Origin of the sequence: Bacillus amyloliquefaciens DSM 7 = ATCC 23350, from assembly GCF_000196735.1 — a bacterium.
In the GTDB taxonomy this organism is placed as follows: Bacteria; Bacillota; Bacilli; order Bacillales; family Bacillaceae; genus Bacillus; species Bacillus amyloliquefaciens.
This window is the reverse complement of the sequence record NC_014551.1, coordinates 2,505,858-2,523,515: the sequence shown is the minus strand read 5'-3', so window position 1 is coordinate 2,523,515 and position 17,658 is coordinate 2,505,858. Positions and strand designations below refer to the sequence as shown.

The window sequence follows — 17,658 nt, the reverse complement described above, 5'->3', positions numbered from 1 at the left end:
GGAAATAACATAGGTATAGTCCTAGGGTTGGCTTATTCTAACTGAGTATAGCGGTGGATCAGGTCTAAACAATGGGATCCACCTCAGATTATATAATGATGCAATTACCAAAAAGATTGGAGTTAAAAGAAATGATACAGACATCAAAAAACGAAATTGAAGTGATAAGTGAGGTGCGATGGAAGGCCCTTGCTGTTATTTCGATCATCCAGTTCATACTATTGCTTGACGCCACTGTGGTTAATGTGGCATTACCGCATATAAAGCAGGATTTAGGATTCACTGCTGCGTCCTTAACGTGGGTGGTGAATGCTTACCTCGTAGCTGCCGGATCGCTGCTACTGCTAGGTGGTCGAATCGGTGATGCCTTTGGGTTGCGACGTACCTTCCAAATAGGTATCGCAGTTTTCGGTGTATTTTCACTCGTGGCAACTTTATCCTCTAACGCGAGCATGCTTATTGTAGGACGCGCTGGTCAGGGGGTGGGTGAGGCTCTCACTGCTGCAACTGGTTTAGCGATGGTATCCTTATTGTTCCCTTCAGGCCCTGAACGTGGCAAAGCATTTTCGATCTGGGCGGCTCTCGGTGGATTCGGGTCAATCGTCGGGGTTATGCTATCTGGTGTACTAACTGAATATCTGTCGTGGCGCTGGGTCTTTGGGATCAACATCCCAATCATCTTGATCCTCTATGTGACTGTTGTGCTGTTGGTCCCGAAGTTATCCAACCAGGCAACCGCGCGGTTGGACATTGGTAATGCTTTGGTATTGGCATTTTCGGTTTCTGTGATAGTTTTGGGCATCATTGGTTCAGGCATTGAGCAGCTATTATGGCTCCGCGTCACATTGTCTCTCTTGGGTATGCTCGGCATCATCGGGGTGCTTCAACGTTGCAAACGGTCTGGTGACGGCATTATACCCGCCCGGCTAATGGCTCGTTCGCCGCGGATCATTGGTTATGCCATTGTTGCAATCTTAGCCGGTACATCTGGTGCTTTGTTTTACCTTGGTGTCCTACTATTGCAAGATTCCCTTGGCATGACCCCAATGCAAGCAGGTATGGCTTGGCTGCCATTTTGCCTCGGCTTTTTCCCAGGCTTATTCCTTTTTCAGTTTATTATAAAACGGTGGAGTTCAAGGGCGGCTGCTCTTGTTGGTCTCACAGTCTCAGCCTTAGGTTTCTTACTGTTTGCAGTTGGAGTAACTACACAAAGCTACTGGGTTGGGATGATGCCAGCAATGATTGTGACGTCTGTCGGCTTTGGCTGTGTTTCACCAGTCTCTCAATATCTCGCAACTTTCGGGCTCTCTGAGGTGGATGCAGGAGCCGGTTCAGGCATTACGTCAACGATCCAGCAACTGTTTAACGTAGGGGGAGTGACCCTTCTTGCGGCCGTTGCTATTAGTATTACGGACGGTACTGGCGCATCTACAATAATCAATCCAAAAGGATTCATTGTTTCATTCGTGCTAGCCGCTGTGGCAATAATCTGCGGGGCAGTTCTTATTTTGGTTAGAGGGAGTGCTCTAGCATCATCTCCAGACAACCAGGAGAGCTTAACCGATGGAAGGGAATCATAGGGCAGAGGGGGTTTCCCTAGGTACAGCCTTTTGATCGAGGCGTAAAGTAGATGCATCGTCAAAGATGACCTTTGGGCTTATATCTGTGAGTCAAAGGCAAAGGATCCAACTTCTAATGGAAAAGTTGAGGAAATGCGAGGACATCTGTAACAGCCGAGTCTGTAGTAGCAAAACGCCCGATACAGATAGTTTCAGCAATAAGAAAGCTATTTTTTGGTGGATGAATAGTCTGACTTGATTTGATTGATAGCGTTGATCTGAAAGGCTACGAAAAAGCGAGAAAAACGAAGAAAATATTTAATGAGAGAGGAGGATATTCAGATGCAGCAGAAATACCTAGTCCCACCTGTAGGACGCCAGCTCATAACAGTCCCTAGCACGGCGGGGCTACGTGAAAAATGGGTCGGAGCAATGCTTGACAAAACGGGCCGCGCCTATGCTGGAGCATTACGCCTCGACTTCTCACCGAGTTGCGAATCAGATAAAGCTCTCAACGCTGTAGCTGATACGTTGGCCCGGCATCCAATCCTAGCCGCCCACTTCCAGATTGAAGGTGACATCCTTGTCGGCTATGCCCCCACAGAGTCTAGTCTGCGTGAAGTGCTCAGGGAGCAAATGCGCACCAAGCACACTGGTATTACTAATGAGGCGTTTCTTGCGCATCGTGCAAGACAATCTAGTGAGCCAGGACTTAGGCTAGCGTCAGTTTCGGATGATAATGGGTTACACGTGTGGATTGGATTTTGGACCTATACTTGCGATGGGGCATCAATCGACCTACTAATCGAGGAAATTGCTAATCGCTACCTTGGCAAGTCCTTGAAATCGTCACGGAGCTGGGAGGAGTATGCCCAGATGGAGGTCACTCAAACAGTAAAGCAAGTATTAGACTCACGGACTCGGGTTAATGTTTACCCTGTGCCAGGGCCATACGGCATTGATGCAGTTCGCGCCACTCCGCGCGGTACTGTAGGACATACACAAAGTGTACGGTTCGACTCTCCTATACCACGTAGCATGGTTTTAACCTGCGCGAGAGCCTACCGTGTTACACCATTCGTACTATTATTCGCAGCTTTCCAGCGTGCGGTAAGTGCGGTGAGTGGAGTCAAAACCGTTGTTAGGAGTCCCATTCGCAAACCGTCGGCATCCTGATGATCACACCGTGGTCGGTCCCCTATCGAACACAGTTCCGATCACAACCCACCATGAGCTGGGGGAACCGCTAGTCGCGGTGCTTAATCAAGTGCAACGCGCGGTGATTAGAGCAGCTGAACGCCAGAATATCGAGACGACTGCACTCTATCCCGAAGGTACCTCACCTCGGAACGTGGATTATGACCTTCCTTTCCCCCAGTTGTTCAACGCATGGAACTCTCAACGTGATGGAACCGAAATCTCTCTGGGTAAAACGGAATGGATGTATCTCCGTCTGCTACCAAACGGTACGTGTAGGGCAGGCTTCGAAATCACTCTCGATGAGCACTCTGAATATATTTCAGGACGGATCGATATGGACGTGGAAGCGTACGACGGGCAAGTCGAGCAGGTAATTGAACATATGATCAAAGGCTTAAATAGTCTCAATTCAAATTAGGGTATTGCTTATTGCTCTTTGAAGTATACTTGTTCGACATTCTACAAATGGCATACCTCGTTGCATGCTTGGAGCGGGAGAATATAAAAGACTGAGATCGCCTGAGGTTTTGTAACAAATTTTAGGTCGAGCCAGTTTTCCCAACTATAGAATATCCCAAATAACGTAAAGAATTGAGATCTGAAAGTTTTTTACCAATAAGGAGGGGGTCAAATGAAAGGGCGCGTAGCAATTGTTACTGGTGCAGCACATGGGATCGGACGTGCCGTTGCGGCACAGTTAGTGACAAGTGGATGTCAAGTTGCGTTACTAGACAAGAATATCGACAGCCTTGGCTCGCAAGATGGTTCGATGCGTTGCGAGGTTGATGTCACTAACAGTGACCAAGTTCATCAGGCATTCCAGTCTGTAAACAAAGAACTTGGGCGGATAGATATTCTGGTGAACGCAGTGGGTGGAAGTCAACATTCGAAATTAATCGAGACGATAGAGGATAGCGACTGGAACACAACGTTTGAATTGAATTTACGAAGCGTGTTTAATTGTACGCGTGCCGCAATTCCTGATATGAAAAAGCGTGATTGGGGGCGAGTGGTCAACATCACGGCTGTTGCTGGAAGAACCTACACCTTCTTCGGTGGAGCAGACTTCACCGCTGCCAAAGCAGCTGTTATTGGTTTTACGCGACAATGCGCGTTTGAGTTGGCCCCCTATGGGATCACCGTGAACGCCGTAGCCCCTGGACTGACGCTCACTGAACGAGTGGAGTCAATGTGGGCGGAATACAATGAGGAGAAGCGAGCATCGATCCTAGAGCGGATCCCGATTGGACGCCCGTCTACTGTGCAAGAGCAGGCTGAAACGATCTGTTTTTTGTGTAGCGAGCATGCCTCTTACATTTGTGGCGCAATACTTGATGTCAACGGGGCGATGTTCGTTGGCTAGTTACGACTCAATAGAGGAGAAATAGAGAGCCATCTATCGTGTGGCTATTTGTGCGGGGGTAGTGTATAGTGCCGCATGAAGTATTTAGACAAGTATAAGAAAGATGCTAAAGACAAGGGCTTGAAGATTTGGAGTATGAGTGGATATGCGACTGAAAAAGGGTTTAATGGTTGTGTAACTAAACTGAAAAAATCAGTAACTGTATCTAAGCCGGTTCAAAAATCAGTAACAACACACCGATCAGAGATACATAAATCCCAACTCGAGTAGTTCATATTCAAATAATTCAGCATCAAGTAGCTCTTCTAACTCTATACAAGCTGCTTCCTCTTTGACTGACGGAACAGATTACTTTGCAAACTGTACAGAGTTGAGAAAGAAATATCCGCATGATGTACCAAGTACTCACCCTGTTTATTCATCTAAAATGGATTCAGATCATGACAACTTTGTGTGTGAAAAGAATTAAAAATTTTGAAGCCTCAGAGGCTTCTTTTTTATTTGGATGTATTCAGCTCAGTCGTGCAGAAAAGGCTTATAAGAAATGCGATCTTCATATCAATCAGATCAAGCCAGCTGTCTATCGCTGGCGTAGTCTGGAAAAAACTTCGATGTTGTCGGCGCTTCGGCCAGAGAAGTCATTATCACCTAGGTTAGCCATACCGTGAAACGTTCTCTTAATTGACTATCTGGCCGCAGAGATTCTTGGATTCACCCGCGCGTTGCTTGGCTGTGGCCAGCAGGCTGTTTGCTTCGAAAACACTCATGACCAATCATACGATAAACTTCAACGAAATATTACCATGGAAGAATGAAGAAACGAACTGAAAAATGCTTGGGTAGTCAAAACTTCACACGGTCTGAATCCCTGTGCATCAAAGATTTAATCTGTCCATAGCATCACTTTATTTAAAGAGAGGAGATATCGGCATTATATCGCATCGTCTTTTTCTCTGGATTAACTAGATGAAGTATCTATAGATGTAAAAACACATCTATATAACTGTTTTTTTCTTTGAAGGAAAATGGCATTTTTTGCAGAAATTTATAATGGATGTGTAAAAAAATCGGGATAGGGGTTGGCAAATATAAATCTTTCATATCTAAGGGTCAGTAATTTTAGAAGTATAGAAAAAATAGAAGTTGATTTATTTGACTTTACAAGTTTAATAGGGCCTAATAACTGTGGAAAATCTTCAATAATACGAGCAATCGAAATTTTTCTAAACCAATCTAAACCTAGTATTGATGAGTGGAGAAAAGGTTTTGAAAATGAAGAAATAATAATAGAAGGTGTATTTGATCATATCTTAGACTGGGAAAGGGATACTCCTGGTGTTGCGGGGTTGGTGAATGATGGTAAAATAAAACTTCGGCTAAGAGCTAGTTTAAAAGATGGCAAGGTGGAAAGTTTCTATGAAGCATACATAAAACAATACGAAATTAATGGATTTCAGGAGAAGTGGAGCGAGAATTCGCATACAATCAAACAAATAGCTACTTCATTAGGAATTGACGGAACAAAATGGAGGACGAAAGCGAATAGAGAAAGAGTTAAAGAGGAGATAAAACAAACAAATCCAGAGTTAGTGACTCTCTCTGAAGAGGATTGGACTTCTGAAAATATTAGTATTGCCCCAGCTTTAAAGCAGGCTTTGCCTAATGCAGTAATAATTCCAGCTGTTAAAGATGCTTCAGATGAACTAAAACCAACCAATACTACGATTTTTGGTACACTTTTAAAACAAATAATCTTACCTGCTATTCAAAATATGAACGAATATAGAAACCTAATGGAAAATGTTGAACTCCTTTCTAAAAAATTATCCGGTGAATTAGAAGAAGAGACACCGATTATCAGTCAATTAACCAACGATATTTCAAATAGAATGTCTTCAATCATTGAATCTAAGATAAAGTTTGCAATGTCCACTCCCGATACAAATAAATTCGTTGGAAATTATACAACCCTATTAATGGACGATGGCGTGGAGACAACGATTGAAAGACAGGGACATGGCTCTCAGAGGGCCTTAATATTTGCCTTAATTGAAGTTCTTGCTAACCATTCTTCAAAGAATACTTCAGAAGAAATGACTAGGTCTACAATTTTACTCTTTGAAGAACCTGAATTGTACCTTCATCCTCATTTAATGATTAGATTGAAAAATGCATTGAAATATATATCAAAGCAAACCCAGTGGCAAGTATTAATCAGCACTCATTCTCCTTTTTTGATTGATGTTGTAGAAAATCCAATGTCACTAGCTATTTTAAATAGAAAAAATTCAAGTGAAGCCCCATATATCAATCAGTTAAAACAAGATCCTTTTGAAAAGGGTATCAATATAGAAAGTGAAAAAAATGCTCTAAGAGCTTCTTTAGATTTTCACCCTACAGTTAATCAAGCTTTCTTTGCAAAAAGAGTTGTTTTAGTTGAGGGCGATACTGAAAAAAGTTTATTTAATCATAGATTAAGGGTTCATGAACATTATGAAATATCTGAGGAAGTATTTAATACTACAACAATTGTTTCTTGTGGAGGAAAATGGACTATTGTGCCTTTTGCAAAATTGCTAAAAGCATTTAAAATTCCATTTAGGATCGTACATGATTGCGACAGAAAGGATAGGACAGATGAAGAATTGGAGTCTATTAGGGGCATAGACCCTTATAAGGCTAATGAACAGATTAGAATTGCAGCTGATGGAGAACAAATTTTCTTAGTTGAAGATACCCTAGAAAATCTCCTTTGGGAGAAGGGGACTAAGATTCCTTCAAAAGATAAACCCTTTCGAACTTGGAAAAGGATAAATGATCTTATGGAAAACCGAGAAGAATTAGAGAAATTTCCTAGGTTGAAGGATTTATTTGATTTTGTATATAAATGGTGAAATTATCTGCGGGTTCATGAAAGGTTTAACCAAACAGCCTATTGTTACCCATAGTAATTAGTGTAGTAGAAAGGATTAAGATTATCCACTGTGAATATTTATATTGAGTATATAAACAAACTATTTCTAATTTGCTCTCATATTTACTGTAGTTAAACAAAAGATAATAATCATCGAAGGACTGCAAGCTGATAAACGCATTAACGATTGCTCTATCATTATTTAATAAAACTTTATAGGAAGAAGATCTGGGTTTATGGGAATATATGTGGTGTCATCGACCGAGGAACAAGTGATCAAGCATTAACAGCCAGATCGAGGCCTGCATAAAGAAAGCAGGGACTAAGGATGTGCTGCAGTATGCCGTTGATGGATTTTCTGCGGAGCTTTTAGAACGTCCGGCGTTGAATGGCCTGAGGGAGGATGCAAGCAAGGGACTTATTAGTCAAGTCATCTGCTACGATCCTGACCGTCTTTCTCGGAAATAGATCATTGAGCCATCAATCATACCGCAATAATTAGAAAAATGATTTTCATAACTGGTACATCTCTTTTTCAAATATTCTTCCTCTATTGAAAAGAAAATAGAAAAAGCCGGGATGTCAGATCCGGCTTTTCGCTCACTTTCCCTTCTTCTTCCGCTTCTCCTTTTCCGCCCGGTAAAACTCATGAAACATCTTCATCAATGCGCGTTTTTCAATCCGCGACACATAACTCCTTGAAATGCCGAGCTCCTTTGCGATCTCGCGCTGCGTTTTTTCTTTTTTTAAATCAAGCCCGAAGCGGCCGACGATGACTTCTTTTTCGCGGTCGTCTAAAATATCAATATATTTTTTGACCTTTTCAAGTTCCATGTTGAGCTGAATGGTGTCGATCACATCTTCGCTTTCCGACTTGAGAACATCAATCAGGCTTATTTCATTCCCTTCTTTATCCTGGCCGATCGGGTCATGAAGGGAGACGTCTTTTTTCGTTTTTTTCAATGCGCGCAGATGCATTAAAATCTCATTCTCAATACATCGTGCGGCATATGTGGCAAGCTTCGTGCCTTTTCCGGCTGAGTAGCTTTCAATTCCTTTGATCAGCCCGATTGTACCGATGGAGATCAGATCTTCTGCGTCTTCTCCCGTGTTTTCGAATTTTTTTACAATATGGGCGACTAAACGGAGATTATGTTCGATCAGCATATTGCGGGCGTGTTCATCTCCTTCGGCCATAAGGTCTAAGTATTTTTTCTCCTCACTATTTGAGAGCGGTTGTGGAAAGGCATTATTTTTCACGTATGATACTAAAAACACGAGTTCTTTCACAATAAACCCGAGCGCTGCAAAAACACCTGTCACCATCCTCACCTCCACAAAGTTATGTAGGCAAAAGCCTATATGTAACTGTATGTGGCAGTCAGGCTGTTTGTGTCTGTACAGGGAAATTAATCAAAGGCAGGTTTTATTTCTTACAGCCTCTTGATTTTTGCTGATTGAGCCGGTATATTGTTAAAAAAAGTAAGGGTGAAAAGAATATAACGAAAAGCGCTGAAGAGACGAGTAGACAGATATCATTCATGACAGAGAGCTCCGGGAGCTGTGAAGGAGTATGAATGGATGTGTTGAAACAAACCTCTTAGCTTCGCATCGGAATCATGAAAAACGAGGATGATGCGGCGGATACTTCTGTTACCGAGTAAGCTTTGTACCCGGCTTAGGCCGGCACCAAACCGAATTGATTCTGGCATAGCGGGCTGTTTCCCGTCCTCAAGACTTTATTGTCTTGAGGGCGTTTTTTATTTCTAAGGGAGGGATAAGATGAAAAACCTGAAGTCTTGGCGGTACCCGATGCTTCTGTTAACCGGAATCGGGATAGCAAATATTGGTGAATGGATTTATTTTTTGTCTCTTAATCTTATTGTCTTAAAAGAAACGGGGTCTGCTTTTGCGGTTTCCATCCTTTATTTAATCAGGCCTGCGGCTGTATTGATGACAAATGGGTGGTCGGGCAGCATCATCGACCGGTGTAACAAACGGAATATGATGATGTCGCTTGATTTCATCCGGGCTGCATTCATTGCCGTTCTGCCGTTGATGTTTACTGTATGGTCTTTATTTTCCATTTATTGTATCGTGTTTTTGATTCAAATGGCCAATGCGATGTTTCGTCCGTGTTCCATGGCGTATGTGACGATGCTTATTCCGGCTGAAAGGAGAAAACGATTCAATTCACTAAGGGCTTTGTCGGAATCAGGGGCTTTTCTCCTCGGGCCGGCTGCGGCCGGGCTGCTTTTTATCGCCGGCACGCCGATTTTTGCGATTTGGGTGAATGCGGCGGCTTTGGTGCTGTCCGGTTTCATCACGATGATGCTGCCGAGCCTTGAAAATGAGCCCCACGTACATTCTCCCGCACAGAAGCTTTCTTTGGCAGTGTACAAAGAAGATTGGAAGCTCGTCTATCGCTTCAGCCGAACGGCGCGAAACGTCATGATCATTTATTTTTTATTCAGTCTGGTCATGACCGTTATGCCATCCGCGCTTGATTCGCTTGAAGCCGCTTTTGCAAAAGAGGTTCTTCAGCTGACTGATGCCGATTACGGTTTTCTCGTCAGTGTCTCAGGGGCAGGGGTTATTGCGGGGGCGCTTGTCAATGTGTTCTTTAATAAAAAAATGCCGGCTTCTTTATTGATGGGAATGGGCTCTTTATTCACAGCGGCAGGATATATGATTTATGCGTTTTCTGACGTTTTTTGGACGGCTGCTTTCGGATTTTTCCTTCTCGCTTTTTTTCTGGCGTTTGCCAATACGGGATTTCAGACATTTTATCAAAAAAATGTTCCGGTGGACATTATGGGGAGAGTGGGGAGCTTTTATTCATTAGTCGAAGCCGTCTTCATTATAGTGGTAACGGCGGTTTTCGGAGCGGCGGCTGTCAGTTCTTCCGTCCGCGGCATCGTCATCGCAGGGGCTGCTGTTATGCTGGCGTTGGCAGCCATTTTATGCTCGTTCTTATTTGCGGCCTCAAAAAGGAGGACTCCCGATGTATTTCAAGCGGATCAATTTAAACAAACATAAAGAGACGGCCGTTTCATTTCGTGAGGATTCGTTTTTCGTCAGCTTTGGCACGGCGGATCATTTTAATAAGGATGAATATCTCATATGGCTGTCATCCCAAATCTAATGCTCACCCGACAATTTTAAGCTGCTTCTTCATAACGGGCAGCCGATCGGACAGCTTGAAGCTTCCATCAAATTTTACCGCAGCCAAAAAATCGGGTTATGTGCACCTTTACTATATGACTGAGCAGCAGAGGGGAAGAGGGTGCGGAACAAAACTGCATCAATACGCGAATCAGTTTTCAGAGCGAACGGTGTTTCGGAATATCACCTGAGAGTTTCGCCGGGCAATGAAGCGGCTCTGTCATTTTACAGAAAGAAAAACATGGAAGTGATCGGTTCAGAATGTAACGGAAAAGTTCTCAGAATGAGAGGAGCCGTACCGCCGGAATAGGGGGCGGTACGCGTTTCATTTTCTCGTTGTTTTTAAAAGACCGGGAAACTTCTTATAAATGACCGCCATTAAGACGAGCATATACATTCCGTAAATCCCGAAAGACAGCAGTTTGTTGCTTGTAAATGAAGCGCCTGCGACGGTCACGATCACAATGTTCGGAATTTTGCCGAGCACCGACGCAGAAAAAAAGATCGGCCATCGTATGTTACTCAGCCCGCAGACGGTATTCATGGCAAGCGACGGTATAATCGGAATCAGCCGCCCGAAAAGCACCGCCGTAAACGCGTGCTGATGAAATGAATCTTCATATTGAGCCGCGGCCGGGTAAGCCGCCAGCTTTTTTCTGGCCCAGTCTCTGAATCCGTACCGGACGAGAAAAAACAATGCCATTGTTCCGAGCATCGCGCCTGACAATGTAATCCACACTCCGTTTACAATCCCGAAAACCGCTCCGTTTAAGGCTGCGATAATGGCGAATGGAACGATCGGAAAAAATACGTCAGCTGCGACCAGAAGGATACTCATAAGCACGGCGTACATGCCGCCCGCGCGAATCATGCTGAGCCAGACGTCTTTTTGCATAAAGCCGATCATCACGACAGCAATGATGACGGCAAGACTGAATCCCTTTTTTATCATCTGTACGTTCACCTCTTTTCAATTAGTATACAGCACAAATCTATCTCCTTCTATTAAAATAAGCTGTCCGATAAGCGTACTTGTTTATCAGCATTTGCCGTTTGATGAGAAACGGCTGCACCCGGATTTGGACAAAAACAAGCGGGAAGCGGGGATGTACATCATTTGATGCAGAGAATAATTTTTTATAAAAGGGGACACGTTAACAGTAGTGTTTACTGGAGGTGTAAACGTTGAGATGCTTTCATCTGATCATCATGATATGCGTCCTCACGAGTCTCACTGCCGTGTCCGCCGATGCGAAATCTTTAAAAAGAAGTGACATGGAGAAGACGGGAAACGTGTACTGGGATATAAGGTCTGAAAAAAAGAAGCTATCTTTAACCTTCGATGACGGCCCCCATCCTGTCTATACGGAGGCTGTGTTAGACGTGCTGAAACAGCACAATGTTAAAGCAACCTTTTTTTGTATCGGGAGCCGTATAGACAAATACCCCATAACGGCAAAACGCATCGTTGAAGAAGGACATGAAATCGGCAACCATACGATGAACCATGTTTATTTTCACCGTTTAAAACGCAAAGACATTTTACAAGAGCTTCACAGCTCCGCGCATCATATCAGATCGCTGCAGCCGGAAGGGGACAAGTTATTCCGCCCGCCGGGAGGGTCGTTGAATCAGACGGCTTTCAAAAGCATCTTAAAAGAGGGCTATCATATCATCATGTGGTCATGGAACCAAGATCCGAGGGACTGGAAAAGGCCCGGAAAAGGAAAAATCGTCAGGCACGTTGTTTCACATGCCAGAGATGGAGATATCGTTCTTCTGCATGACGGCGGAGGAAACCGGCGCCAGACGGTGGAGGCTTTGAAAGAAATCATTCCCCAGCTGAAAAAGCAGGGCTACACGTTTGTTAAGGTTTCGGATTTGATCGGACAGGATTCCGGTCCTTTTCATATCCAGTAAAGAGAGCGCCGCGTTGAAAGCCGCCAAAGAGATGTGTACCATAGGAGGTAAGGTTTGGAGGGAGAGAAAATGAAGTTTGCTGTTCTTTTTATTACGATAACCTGTCTGTTATCAGGATGCGCTGCGGGCAAAGAGAAAAGTGTTGTCGCGTTCGGCGACAGCAATACGCGCGGTTCCAACTGGGATTATCGTGATTATCCGAAGGCGCAGCAGTGGGTAAACATTTTAAAAACAGCGGAACGCGGCCGTCTTACGGTTATAAATGCGGGAATAGGCGGCCAGACGACTGAGGATGCGCGCCTGCGCTTTCAAAGCGATGTGCTGGAGCGTAAGCCCCAATATTTATTTATCATGTTCGGAACAAATGATGCGGGCATTTTGACGGGAGATCAGCCGCGAGTATCAAAGAAACGGTTTAAAGAAAACCTGACTTATTTCATAAACGAAAGCAGAAATCACGGCATAAAGCCGATTTTAATGACGTGCATCCCGGTTATAGAAGGAAACGGAACGCATCATCTCTATTACTATTCGAGATATAAAGCCTCAGCCTTTAAAGAAAAAGGCGGCGCGAGAACATGGCATAATTCCTATAACGGCGTTACGAGGCAGGTTGCAGCTGAGTTGAAAGTGCCGCTGGTGGATAACTGGAAACACTTTATACGCGCGGACGGCGGCAAAGATACAGACCGGGCGCTGATCCAATCCGGACTGATAGATCCCTCCGGAAATCATATGACGCCAAAAGGCGCCAGAATCTTAATTGAAGGCATAAAAAATGGGCGGGTTTTGGAACGCTGACGCCGTCAGCTGCCTAAACCGTTTTGCTTCTGCTTCATAGGCTGTAGAAAAAACATCTTTTGGAGGCGATTGCTATGAACCGCGGTTTCCCTCCGCAATATCCTGTATGCCCGCCTCCTCGGGTGAATGCGGGGTACTGGTACGCATTTTTTGTTGTGCTGCTCGTCGTCATTCTCGTCCTGGGCGGTCTGTATTGGTTCAATATATAGCAGCCGTCCTCTTAAACACCTCTATTTTAGGGGTGTTTTTTGTTGAAAGTGGTAGTAATGCGCATAACCGAAGTGATATAATATCAGTCATCTGAGTAAAAAAAGGAAATTCGCCCGGGAATTTTTTCTGTTTAAGAAGAAACGGAAATAATGTGTCCGAGCGATCTTCTTTTGATTTCGTTTTCAATTAACTCGATAAATTCACGGCTCAAATTCATTTCATTGGCTTTGAAATAAGATTCTATTAGTAATTCATCAGAAAGCTTTCTCATGCCGGGGACCCAATTAATGGGAGTGGCACCTCCTTACAATTGTAATCAATCATCAGACGCAAGCATATGATGGAAGGTTGCGTTTCAATCATGGTGAGGTTATCTTTAATCTACCATGAAATACAAATAAGAACAATCGTTCTGTTATCCACACTCGTAAGTGGATAACTTGTTAGTATCTTGTTTATAATCTGGATAAATCCGGATGTAATAAGAGTGGATAATGTGTGTAATTTTATCCACAACTGGTGAAGAAACCCAATTTTTGTCGAAATTTTTTTACTGAGTCCGACTTTGTTTTTAAATCTGACAGGTTTCGACATATAGATGATAGAAAGAAAAGGAAGGGTGCGGGTTTTGTTAAAAAAGTTTTTTTTACCTGACGAATTTGTGAAAAATATATTTCATATCACACCGGAAAAGCTCAAGGAACGCAATGTGAAAGGGATTATTACAGACCTTGACAACACGCTTGTGGAGTGGGACAGACCGAGTGCGACACCTCGATTAATCGAGTGGTTTGAAGAAATGAAGGAGCACGGCATTAAAGTCACGATCGTCTCCAATAATAATGAACGAAGAGTGAAATTATTCTCGGAGCCGCTTGGCATACCGTTTATTTATAAGGCAAGAAAACCGATGGGGCGCGCCTTTAAAAGAGCCGTCAGCAGCATGGATCTGAAAAAAGAAGACTGTGTGGTCATCGGCGATCAGCTGCTTACTGATGTTCTCGGCGGAAACAGAAACGGGTATCATACGATCCTCGTCGTGCCTGTCGCTTCCTCTGACGGAGTCATGACGCGCTTTAACCGCCGGATTGAACGGAGAATATTGAGTTCTTTGAAACGTAAAGGCCATATTCAGTGGGAGGATTAGGAATGGAAAAGGTTGTTTGCATCGGCTGCGGAGTAACGATCCAGACCGAGGATAAAAAAGGTCTCGGATACGCGCCAAAGGCATCGCTCACGAAGGAGAATGTCATTTGTCAGCGCTGCTTCAGACTGAAAAATTACAATGAAATTCAAGATGTTTCATTAACGGATGATGACTTTTTAAATATCTTGCACACAATCGGCGATACTGACTCTCTAATTGTCAAAGTCGTTGATATTTTTGATTTTAACGGAAGCTGGATAAACGGGCTGAACCGCTTTGTCGGCGGTAATCCGATCATTCTTGTCGGTAATAAGGCCGATATCCTGCCGAAATCCGTAAAGCGGGAACGGCTCGTCCAATGGATGAAACGCGAAGCGAAAGAATACGGCTTAAAACCCCTTGATGTCTTTTTAATCAGCGCTTCCCGCGGACAAGGGATGAAGGAAGTCATTGACGCCATTGAACATTACCGCGAAGGGCGCGATGTGTATGTGGTGGGCTGTACCAATGTCGGCAAATCCACATTTATCAACCGGATTATTAAAGAGGTCTCAGGGGAAGAGAATATTATTACCACCTCTCAATTTCCGGGCACGACGCTTGATGCAATTGAAATCCCGCTTGATGACGGATCTGCGCTTTATGATACGCCGGGAATCATTAACCATCACCAGATGGCGCATTACGTGGACAAGCGTGACTTAAAGGTGCTGACACCGAAAAAAGAACTGAAGCCGCGCACTTTTCAGCTGAATGAAAAACAAACGCTTTATTTCGGCGGGCTTGCCCGGTTTGACTATGTATCAGGCGATAAAACGGCGTTTGTCTGCTATATGCCGAATGAATTGATGATTCACAGAACAAAGCTTGAAAATGCTGATGCTTTATACGAAAAGCATGCGGGAGAACTGCTTACCCCGCCCGGAAAAGATCATTTGGATGAATTTCCGGAGCTTACGGCCCACACGTTTACGATTAAAGAAGGAAAGACGGATATCGTTTTTTCCGGACTCGGCTGGGTCACGGTGCAGCAAGCAGATAAAAAAATAACGGCATATGCTCCGAAAGGCGTACACGTATTTGTCCGCCGTTCATTAATATAGAGAGAAGGGGAGAGGGAGCATGAAACAATTGTACGGAGTAATCGGAAATCCGATCGGGCATTCAATGTCACCCGATATTCATAACGCAGCTTTGCAAGATAAGAACATCAACGGGCAGTATTTTGCGTTTCAGGTGGAACCTCGTCATCTCAAGGACGCCGTTAACGGAATCAAGGCGCTTGGCATCTGCGGAGTGAACGTCACAGTCCCGCATAAAGTCGCGATCATGGAGCATCTGGATGAAATACATGAAAGCGCGAAAGTACTCGGGGCCGTAAATACCGTCAAAAGAGAGGGAGACAGGCTCATCGGGTATAATACTGACGGAGATGGGTTTTATAAATCCTTAGTCAAAGTATTGGACAAACCGATATCAGAGCTCTCCATCCTCATGATTGGGGCGGGAGGAGCGGCAAGAGCGATTTTTACGACGATCGTCCGCAGAGAGCCGAAACAATTTGACGTTTGCAACCGCACGCCGGAAAAAGCAGAAAGTCTGATTGCTGCTGCTCCCTCTTTTCAGCAGAAACGCGCCCTTACTTTAAAAGAAGCTGAAAATCAGCTTGAACAATATGACGTCATTATTCATACAACATCTGTCGGCATGTATCCGAAAACGGATGCCGTGCCGCTCTCATTGGAACGGGCCAAAACGGGCGCCATCGTTTGTGATATCGTATACAACCCGATTCAAACGGCGTTCTTAAAAGAAGCTGAAAAAAGAGGTTTAACAACCCTTGACGGTGTCGGCATGTTTGTGGAACAGGCTGCACTGTCTTTCAAGCTGTGGACGGAACAAGAGCCTGACAGCAGCTTAATGAGAGCAATTGTTGAAGGAAAACTAGGAGGAACACAATGTTAACAGGAAAACAAAAACGGTTTTTGCGTTCAAAAGCGCATCATTTAACGCCTATTTTTCAAGTGGGAAAAGGCGGAGTCAACGAAAACATGGTGAAACAGATTGCCGAGGCTTTAGAAGCAAGAGAGCTGATTAAAGTCAGCGTGCTTCAAAACTGCGAAGACGATAAAAACGATGTCGCAGAAGCGCTTGTGAAAGGCAGCCGCTCACAATTGGTGCAGACGATCGGAAATACGATCGTATTGTATAAGGAATCAAAGGAAAATAAACAAATCGAGCTTCCGTAAGGTGGTTGACATGAAGAAAATCGGAATATTCGGGGGCACATTTGACCCTCCGCACAACGGACATCTTCTGATGGCTAATGAAGTCCTTCATCAGGCGGAGCTCGATGAGATTTGGTTTATGCCCAATAAAATCCCGCCGCATAAGCAGAATGAAGACTTTACAGACAGCCGGCACCGGGTGGAGATGCTGAAGCTTGCCATCAGCTCTAATTCCTTCTTTAAGCTTGAGCTTGCGGAAATGGACCGGAAAGGCCCTTCTTATACCTATGATACCGTCCGTTTACTGAAGGAGCGGCACCCGAACGACAAGCTTTTCTTTATTATCGGGGCGGATATGATTGAATATCTGCCGAAATGGTACAAACTGGACGAACTGCTCACGCTCATTCAATTTATCGGAGTGCGGCGCCCGGGGTATCATATTGAGACACCGTACCCGCTGCTTTTTGCCGACGTTCCGGAATTTGACGTTTCGTCAACGATGCTGAGAGAACGTCTCAAAGCAAAAAAGCCGACGCAATACTTAATGCCGAATAAAGTGAGGCAGTATATAGAGGAGAATGATTTATATGAATCGTGAGGAAGCACTTGCCTGCGTCAAAGAACAGCTGACCGAGCATCGCTACATCCACACAATCGGCGTGACAGATACGGCGGTTATTCTCGCAGGCCGGTTCGGAGCAGATACGAAAAAAGCGGAAATGGCGGCTATTTTTCATGATTATGCGAAATTCCGGCCGAAAGAAGAAATGAAGCAGATCATCGTGCGGGAAAAAATGCCGGCTGAGCTCTTGGATTACAATGCCGAGCTGTGGCATGCCCCTGTGGGAGCGTATTTGGCTGAGAAAGAAGCGGGGATCACTGATCCTGAGATCTTGGATGCAATCCGCTATCACACGTCAGGGCGTCCCGGAATGACCCTTTTAGACAAAGTCATCTACGTTGCGGATTACATTGAACCCGGCCGCCATTTTCCCGGAGTGGAAGAGGTGCGCCGTCTGGCGGAAACAGATCTGAACGAAGCGCTCATACAAGCGATGAAAAATACAATGATATTTCTGATGAAAAAAAACCAGCCGGTCTTTCCGGAGACGTTTGCAACCTATAACTGGCTGGTGTCTCAAAAATGA

At 44.3% G+C, this 17,658-nt stretch carries 19 protein-coding genes and 3 pseudogenes; 18 read left to right on the top strand and 4 right to left on the bottom strand.

Translation table 11 applies throughout. From position 1 onward, the window contains the following. Window positions 1-131 precede the first annotated feature (131 nt). From BAMF_RS33010 to BAMF_RS42250, 4 genes and pseudogenes are all read left to right on the top strand, one after another. On the top strand, window positions 132-1,580 hold the full coding sequence (locus BAMF_RS33010) for an MFS transporter (RefSeq protein WP_013352956.1): 1,449 nt from the start codon (window positions 132-134) through the stop codon (window positions 1,578-1,580). 1,234 nt (window positions 1,581-2,814) lie between these two features. After that, window positions 2,815-3,177, top strand: a complete 363-nt coding sequence (locus BAMF_RS40480; RefSeq protein WP_157862699.1) for a hypothetical protein — start codon at window positions 2,815-2,817, stop codon at window positions 3,175-3,177. A 213-nt stretch (window positions 3,178-3,390) separates the two neighbouring features. Next, window positions 3,391-4,122, top strand: coding sequence for an SDR family NAD(P)-dependent oxidoreductase (locus tag BAMF_RS33000; RefSeq protein ID WP_013352954.1), 732 nt, complete (start codon window positions 3,391-3,393; stop codon window positions 4,120-4,122). A 78-nt stretch (window positions 4,123-4,200) separates the two neighbouring features. Then, window positions 4,201-4,591: pseudogene (locus BAMF_RS42250) on the top strand (excalibur calcium-binding domain-containing protein); the annotation flags it as partial. A 61-nt stretch (window positions 4,592-4,652) separates the two neighbouring features. Here the strand turns inward: BAMF_RS42250 and BAMF_RS41900 are convergent. Continuing rightward, a pseudogene (locus tag BAMF_RS41900) lies at window positions 4,653-4,889 on the bottom strand (T7SS effector LXG polymorphic toxin); the annotation flags it as partial. 312 nt (window positions 4,890-5,201) lie between these two features. Here BAMF_RS41900 and BAMF_RS40870 point away from each other — a divergent pair. Continuing rightward, window positions 5,202-7,016, top strand: coding sequence for an AAA family ATPase (locus BAMF_RS40870; RefSeq protein WP_013352953.1), 1,815 nt, complete (start codon window positions 5,202-5,204; stop codon window positions 7,014-7,016). Window positions 7,017-7,272: 256 nt separating this feature from the next. After that, a pseudogene (locus BAMF_RS41325) lies at window positions 7,273-7,501 on the top strand (recombinase family protein); the annotation flags it as partial. Between the two features lie 135 nt (window positions 7,502-7,636). Here BAMF_RS41325 and sigK read toward each other — a convergent pair. Next, window positions 7,637-8,362, bottom strand: coding sequence for an RNA polymerase sporulation sigma factor SigK (gene sigK, locus BAMF_RS32985; protein WP_020956104.1), 726 nt, complete (start codon window positions 8,360-8,362; stop codon window positions 7,637-7,639). A gap of 456 nt (window positions 8,363-8,818) precedes the next feature. Between sigK and BAMF_RS32980 the strand changes: the two genes are divergently transcribed. The 3 genes from BAMF_RS32980 (at window position 8,819) to BAMF_RS41890 (ending at window position 10,511) form a co-directional block, all read left to right on the top strand. After that, window positions 8,819-10,075 (top strand): MFS transporter, encoded by a 1,257-nt coding sequence (locus BAMF_RS32980; protein ID WP_013352951.1) that lies wholly within the window; start codon window positions 8,819-8,821, stop codon window positions 10,073-10,075. Continuing rightward, window positions 10,041-10,181 carry a hypothetical protein gene (locus BAMF_RS41895; RefSeq protein ID WP_232469698.1) on the top strand — a complete coding sequence of 47 codons (141 nt, stop codon included), beginning with the start codon at window positions 10,041-10,043 and terminating at the stop codon, window positions 10,179-10,181. The genes BAMF_RS32980 and BAMF_RS41895 overlap by 35 nt, the downstream gene beginning before the upstream one ends. 141 nt (window positions 10,182-10,322) lie before the next feature. Further along, window positions 10,323-10,511 (top strand): N-acetyltransferase, encoded by a 189-nt coding sequence (locus tag BAMF_RS41890; RefSeq protein ID WP_232469697.1) that lies wholly within the window; start codon window positions 10,323-10,325, stop codon window positions 10,509-10,511. Window positions 10,512-10,526: 15 nt separating this feature from the next. On the opposite strand, the gene BAMF_RS32970 is transcribed toward BAMF_RS41890, so the two are convergent. After that, window positions 10,527-11,153, bottom strand: a complete 627-nt coding sequence (locus tag BAMF_RS32970) for a TVP38/TMEM64 family protein (RefSeq protein WP_013352950.1) — start codon at window positions 11,151-11,153, stop codon at window positions 10,527-10,529. A gap of 233 nt (window positions 11,154-11,386) precedes the next feature. Here BAMF_RS32970 and BAMF_RS32965 point away from each other — a divergent pair, with 233 nt between their 5' ends. The 3 genes from BAMF_RS32965 to BAMF_RS42040 all read left to right on the top strand — a co-directional run bounded on the left by BAMF_RS32965 (window position 11,387) and on the right by BAMF_RS42040 (window position 13,131). Further along, on the top strand, window positions 11,387-12,121 hold the full coding sequence (locus BAMF_RS32965) for a polysaccharide deacetylase family protein (RefSeq protein ID WP_013352949.1): 735 nt from the start codon (window positions 11,387-11,389) through the stop codon (window positions 12,119-12,121). A 69-nt stretch (window positions 12,122-12,190) separates the two neighbouring features. Next, window positions 12,191-12,922 carry an SGNH/GDSL hydrolase family protein gene (locus BAMF_RS32960; RefSeq protein WP_003152845.1) on the top strand — a complete coding sequence of 244 codons (732 nt, stop codon included), beginning with the start codon at window positions 12,191-12,193 and terminating at the stop codon, window positions 12,920-12,922. A gap of 74 nt (window positions 12,923-12,996) precedes the next feature. Further along, a complete protein-coding gene (locus tag BAMF_RS42040) occupies window positions 12,997-13,131 on the top strand; it encodes a hypothetical protein (RefSeq protein WP_003152848.1) in 135 nt (44 codons plus the stop codon). Between the two features lie 131 nt (window positions 13,132-13,262). Here BAMF_RS42040 and sda read toward each other — a convergent pair whose 3' ends face one another. Continuing rightward, the gene (gene sda, locus BAMF_RS32955; RefSeq protein WP_003152850.1) at window positions 13,263-13,403 is read right to left on the bottom strand and encodes a sporulation histidine kinase inhibitor Sda; all 141 of its coding nucleotides are present in this window, start codon (window positions 13,401-13,403) and stop codon (window positions 13,263-13,265) included. 357 nt (window positions 13,404-13,760) lie between these two features. Here sda and BAMF_RS32950 point away from each other — a divergent pair, with 357 nt between their 5' ends. From BAMF_RS32950 to yqeK, 6 genes are read left to right on the top strand one after another with little or no spacing between them, the layout of a single operon-like run. Continuing rightward, a complete protein-coding gene (locus BAMF_RS32950) occupies window positions 13,761-14,279 on the top strand; it encodes a YqeG family HAD IIIA-type phosphatase (protein WP_007408254.1) in 519 nt (172 codons plus the stop codon). A 2-nt stretch (window positions 14,280-14,281) separates the two neighbouring features. Then, on the top strand, window positions 14,282-15,382 hold the full coding sequence (gene yqeH / locus BAMF_RS32945; protein WP_013352948.1) for a ribosome biogenesis GTPase YqeH: 1,101 nt from the start codon (window positions 14,282-14,284) through the stop codon (window positions 15,380-15,382). 19 nt (window positions 15,383-15,401) lie between these two features. After that, window positions 15,402-16,244 carry a shikimate dehydrogenase gene (aroE, locus tag BAMF_RS32940; protein WP_013352947.1) on the top strand — a complete coding sequence of 281 codons (843 nt, stop codon included), beginning with the start codon at window positions 15,402-15,404 and terminating at the stop codon, window positions 16,242-16,244. Next, a complete protein-coding gene (gene yhbY, locus BAMF_RS32935; protein ID WP_003152858.1) occupies window positions 16,238-16,528 on the top strand; it encodes a ribosome assembly RNA-binding protein YhbY in 291 nt (96 codons plus the stop codon). Before aroE ends, yhbY begins: the two co-directional genes overlap by 7 nt. 10 nt (window positions 16,529-16,538) lie before the next feature. After that, complete coding sequence (locus BAMF_RS32930) at window positions 16,539-17,108, top strand: nicotinate-nucleotide adenylyltransferase (RefSeq protein ID WP_013352946.1); 570 nt, start codon at window positions 16,539-16,541, stop codon at window positions 17,106-17,108. Beyond that, window positions 17,098-17,658 carry a bis(5'-nucleosyl)-tetraphosphatase (symmetrical) YqeK gene (yqeK, locus tag BAMF_RS32925; protein WP_013352945.1) on the top strand — a complete coding sequence of 187 codons (561 nt, stop codon included), beginning with the start codon at window positions 17,098-17,100 and terminating at the stop codon, window positions 17,656-17,658. The genes BAMF_RS32930 and yqeK overlap by 11 nt, the downstream gene beginning before the upstream one ends.

Excerpts from the sequence above, each read along its gene's own strand:
- BAMF_RS33010 (WP_013352956.1), top strand. The coding sequence starts at position 132 with ATGATACAGACATCAAAAAACGAAATTGAAGTGATAAGTGAGGTGCGA.
- BAMF_RS33000 (WP_013352954.1), top strand. The coding sequence starts at position 3,391 with ATGAAAGGGCGCGTAGCAATTGTTACTGGTGCAGCACATGGGATCGGA.
- sigK (WP_020956104.1), bottom strand. The coding sequence starts at position 8,362 with ATGGTGACAGGTGTTTTTGCAGCGCTCGGGTTTATTGTGAAAGAACTC.
- BAMF_RS32980 (WP_013352951.1), top strand. The coding sequence starts at position 8,819 with ATGAAAAACCTGAAGTCTTGGCGGTACCCGATGCTTCTGTTAACCGGA.
- BAMF_RS41895 (WP_232469698.1), top strand. The coding sequence starts at position 10,041 with ATGTATTTCAAGCGGATCAATTTAAACAAACATAAAGAGACGGCCGTT.
- BAMF_RS32970 (WP_013352950.1), bottom strand. The coding sequence starts at position 11,153 with ATGATAAAAAAGGGATTCAGTCTTGCCGTCATCATTGCTGTCGTGATG.
- BAMF_RS32960 (WP_003152845.1), top strand. The coding sequence starts at position 12,191 with ATGAAGTTTGCTGTTCTTTTTATTACGATAACCTGTCTGTTATCAGGA.
- BAMF_RS42040 (WP_003152848.1), top strand. The coding sequence starts at position 12,997 with ATGAACCGCGGTTTCCCTCCGCAATATCCTGTATGCCCGCCTCCTCGG.
- sda (WP_003152850.1), bottom strand. The coding sequence starts at position 13,403 with ATGAGAAAGCTTTCTGATGAATTACTAATAGAATCTTATTTCAAAGCC.
- yqeH (WP_013352948.1), top strand. The coding sequence starts at position 14,282 with ATGGAAAAGGTTGTTTGCATCGGCTGCGGAGTAACGATCCAGACCGAG.
- aroE (WP_013352947.1), top strand. The coding sequence starts at position 15,402 with ATGAAACAATTGTACGGAGTAATCGGAAATCCGATCGGGCATTCAATG.
- yhbY (WP_003152858.1), top strand. The coding sequence starts at position 16,238 with ATGTTAACAGGAAAACAAAAACGGTTTTTGCGTTCAAAAGCGCATCAT.
- BAMF_RS32930 (WP_013352946.1), top strand. The coding sequence starts at position 16,539 with ATGAAGAAAATCGGAATATTCGGGGGCACATTTGACCCTCCGCACAAC.
- yqeK (WP_013352945.1), top strand. The coding sequence starts at position 17,098 with ATGAATCGTGAGGAAGCACTTGCCTGCGTCAAAGAACAGCTGACCGAG.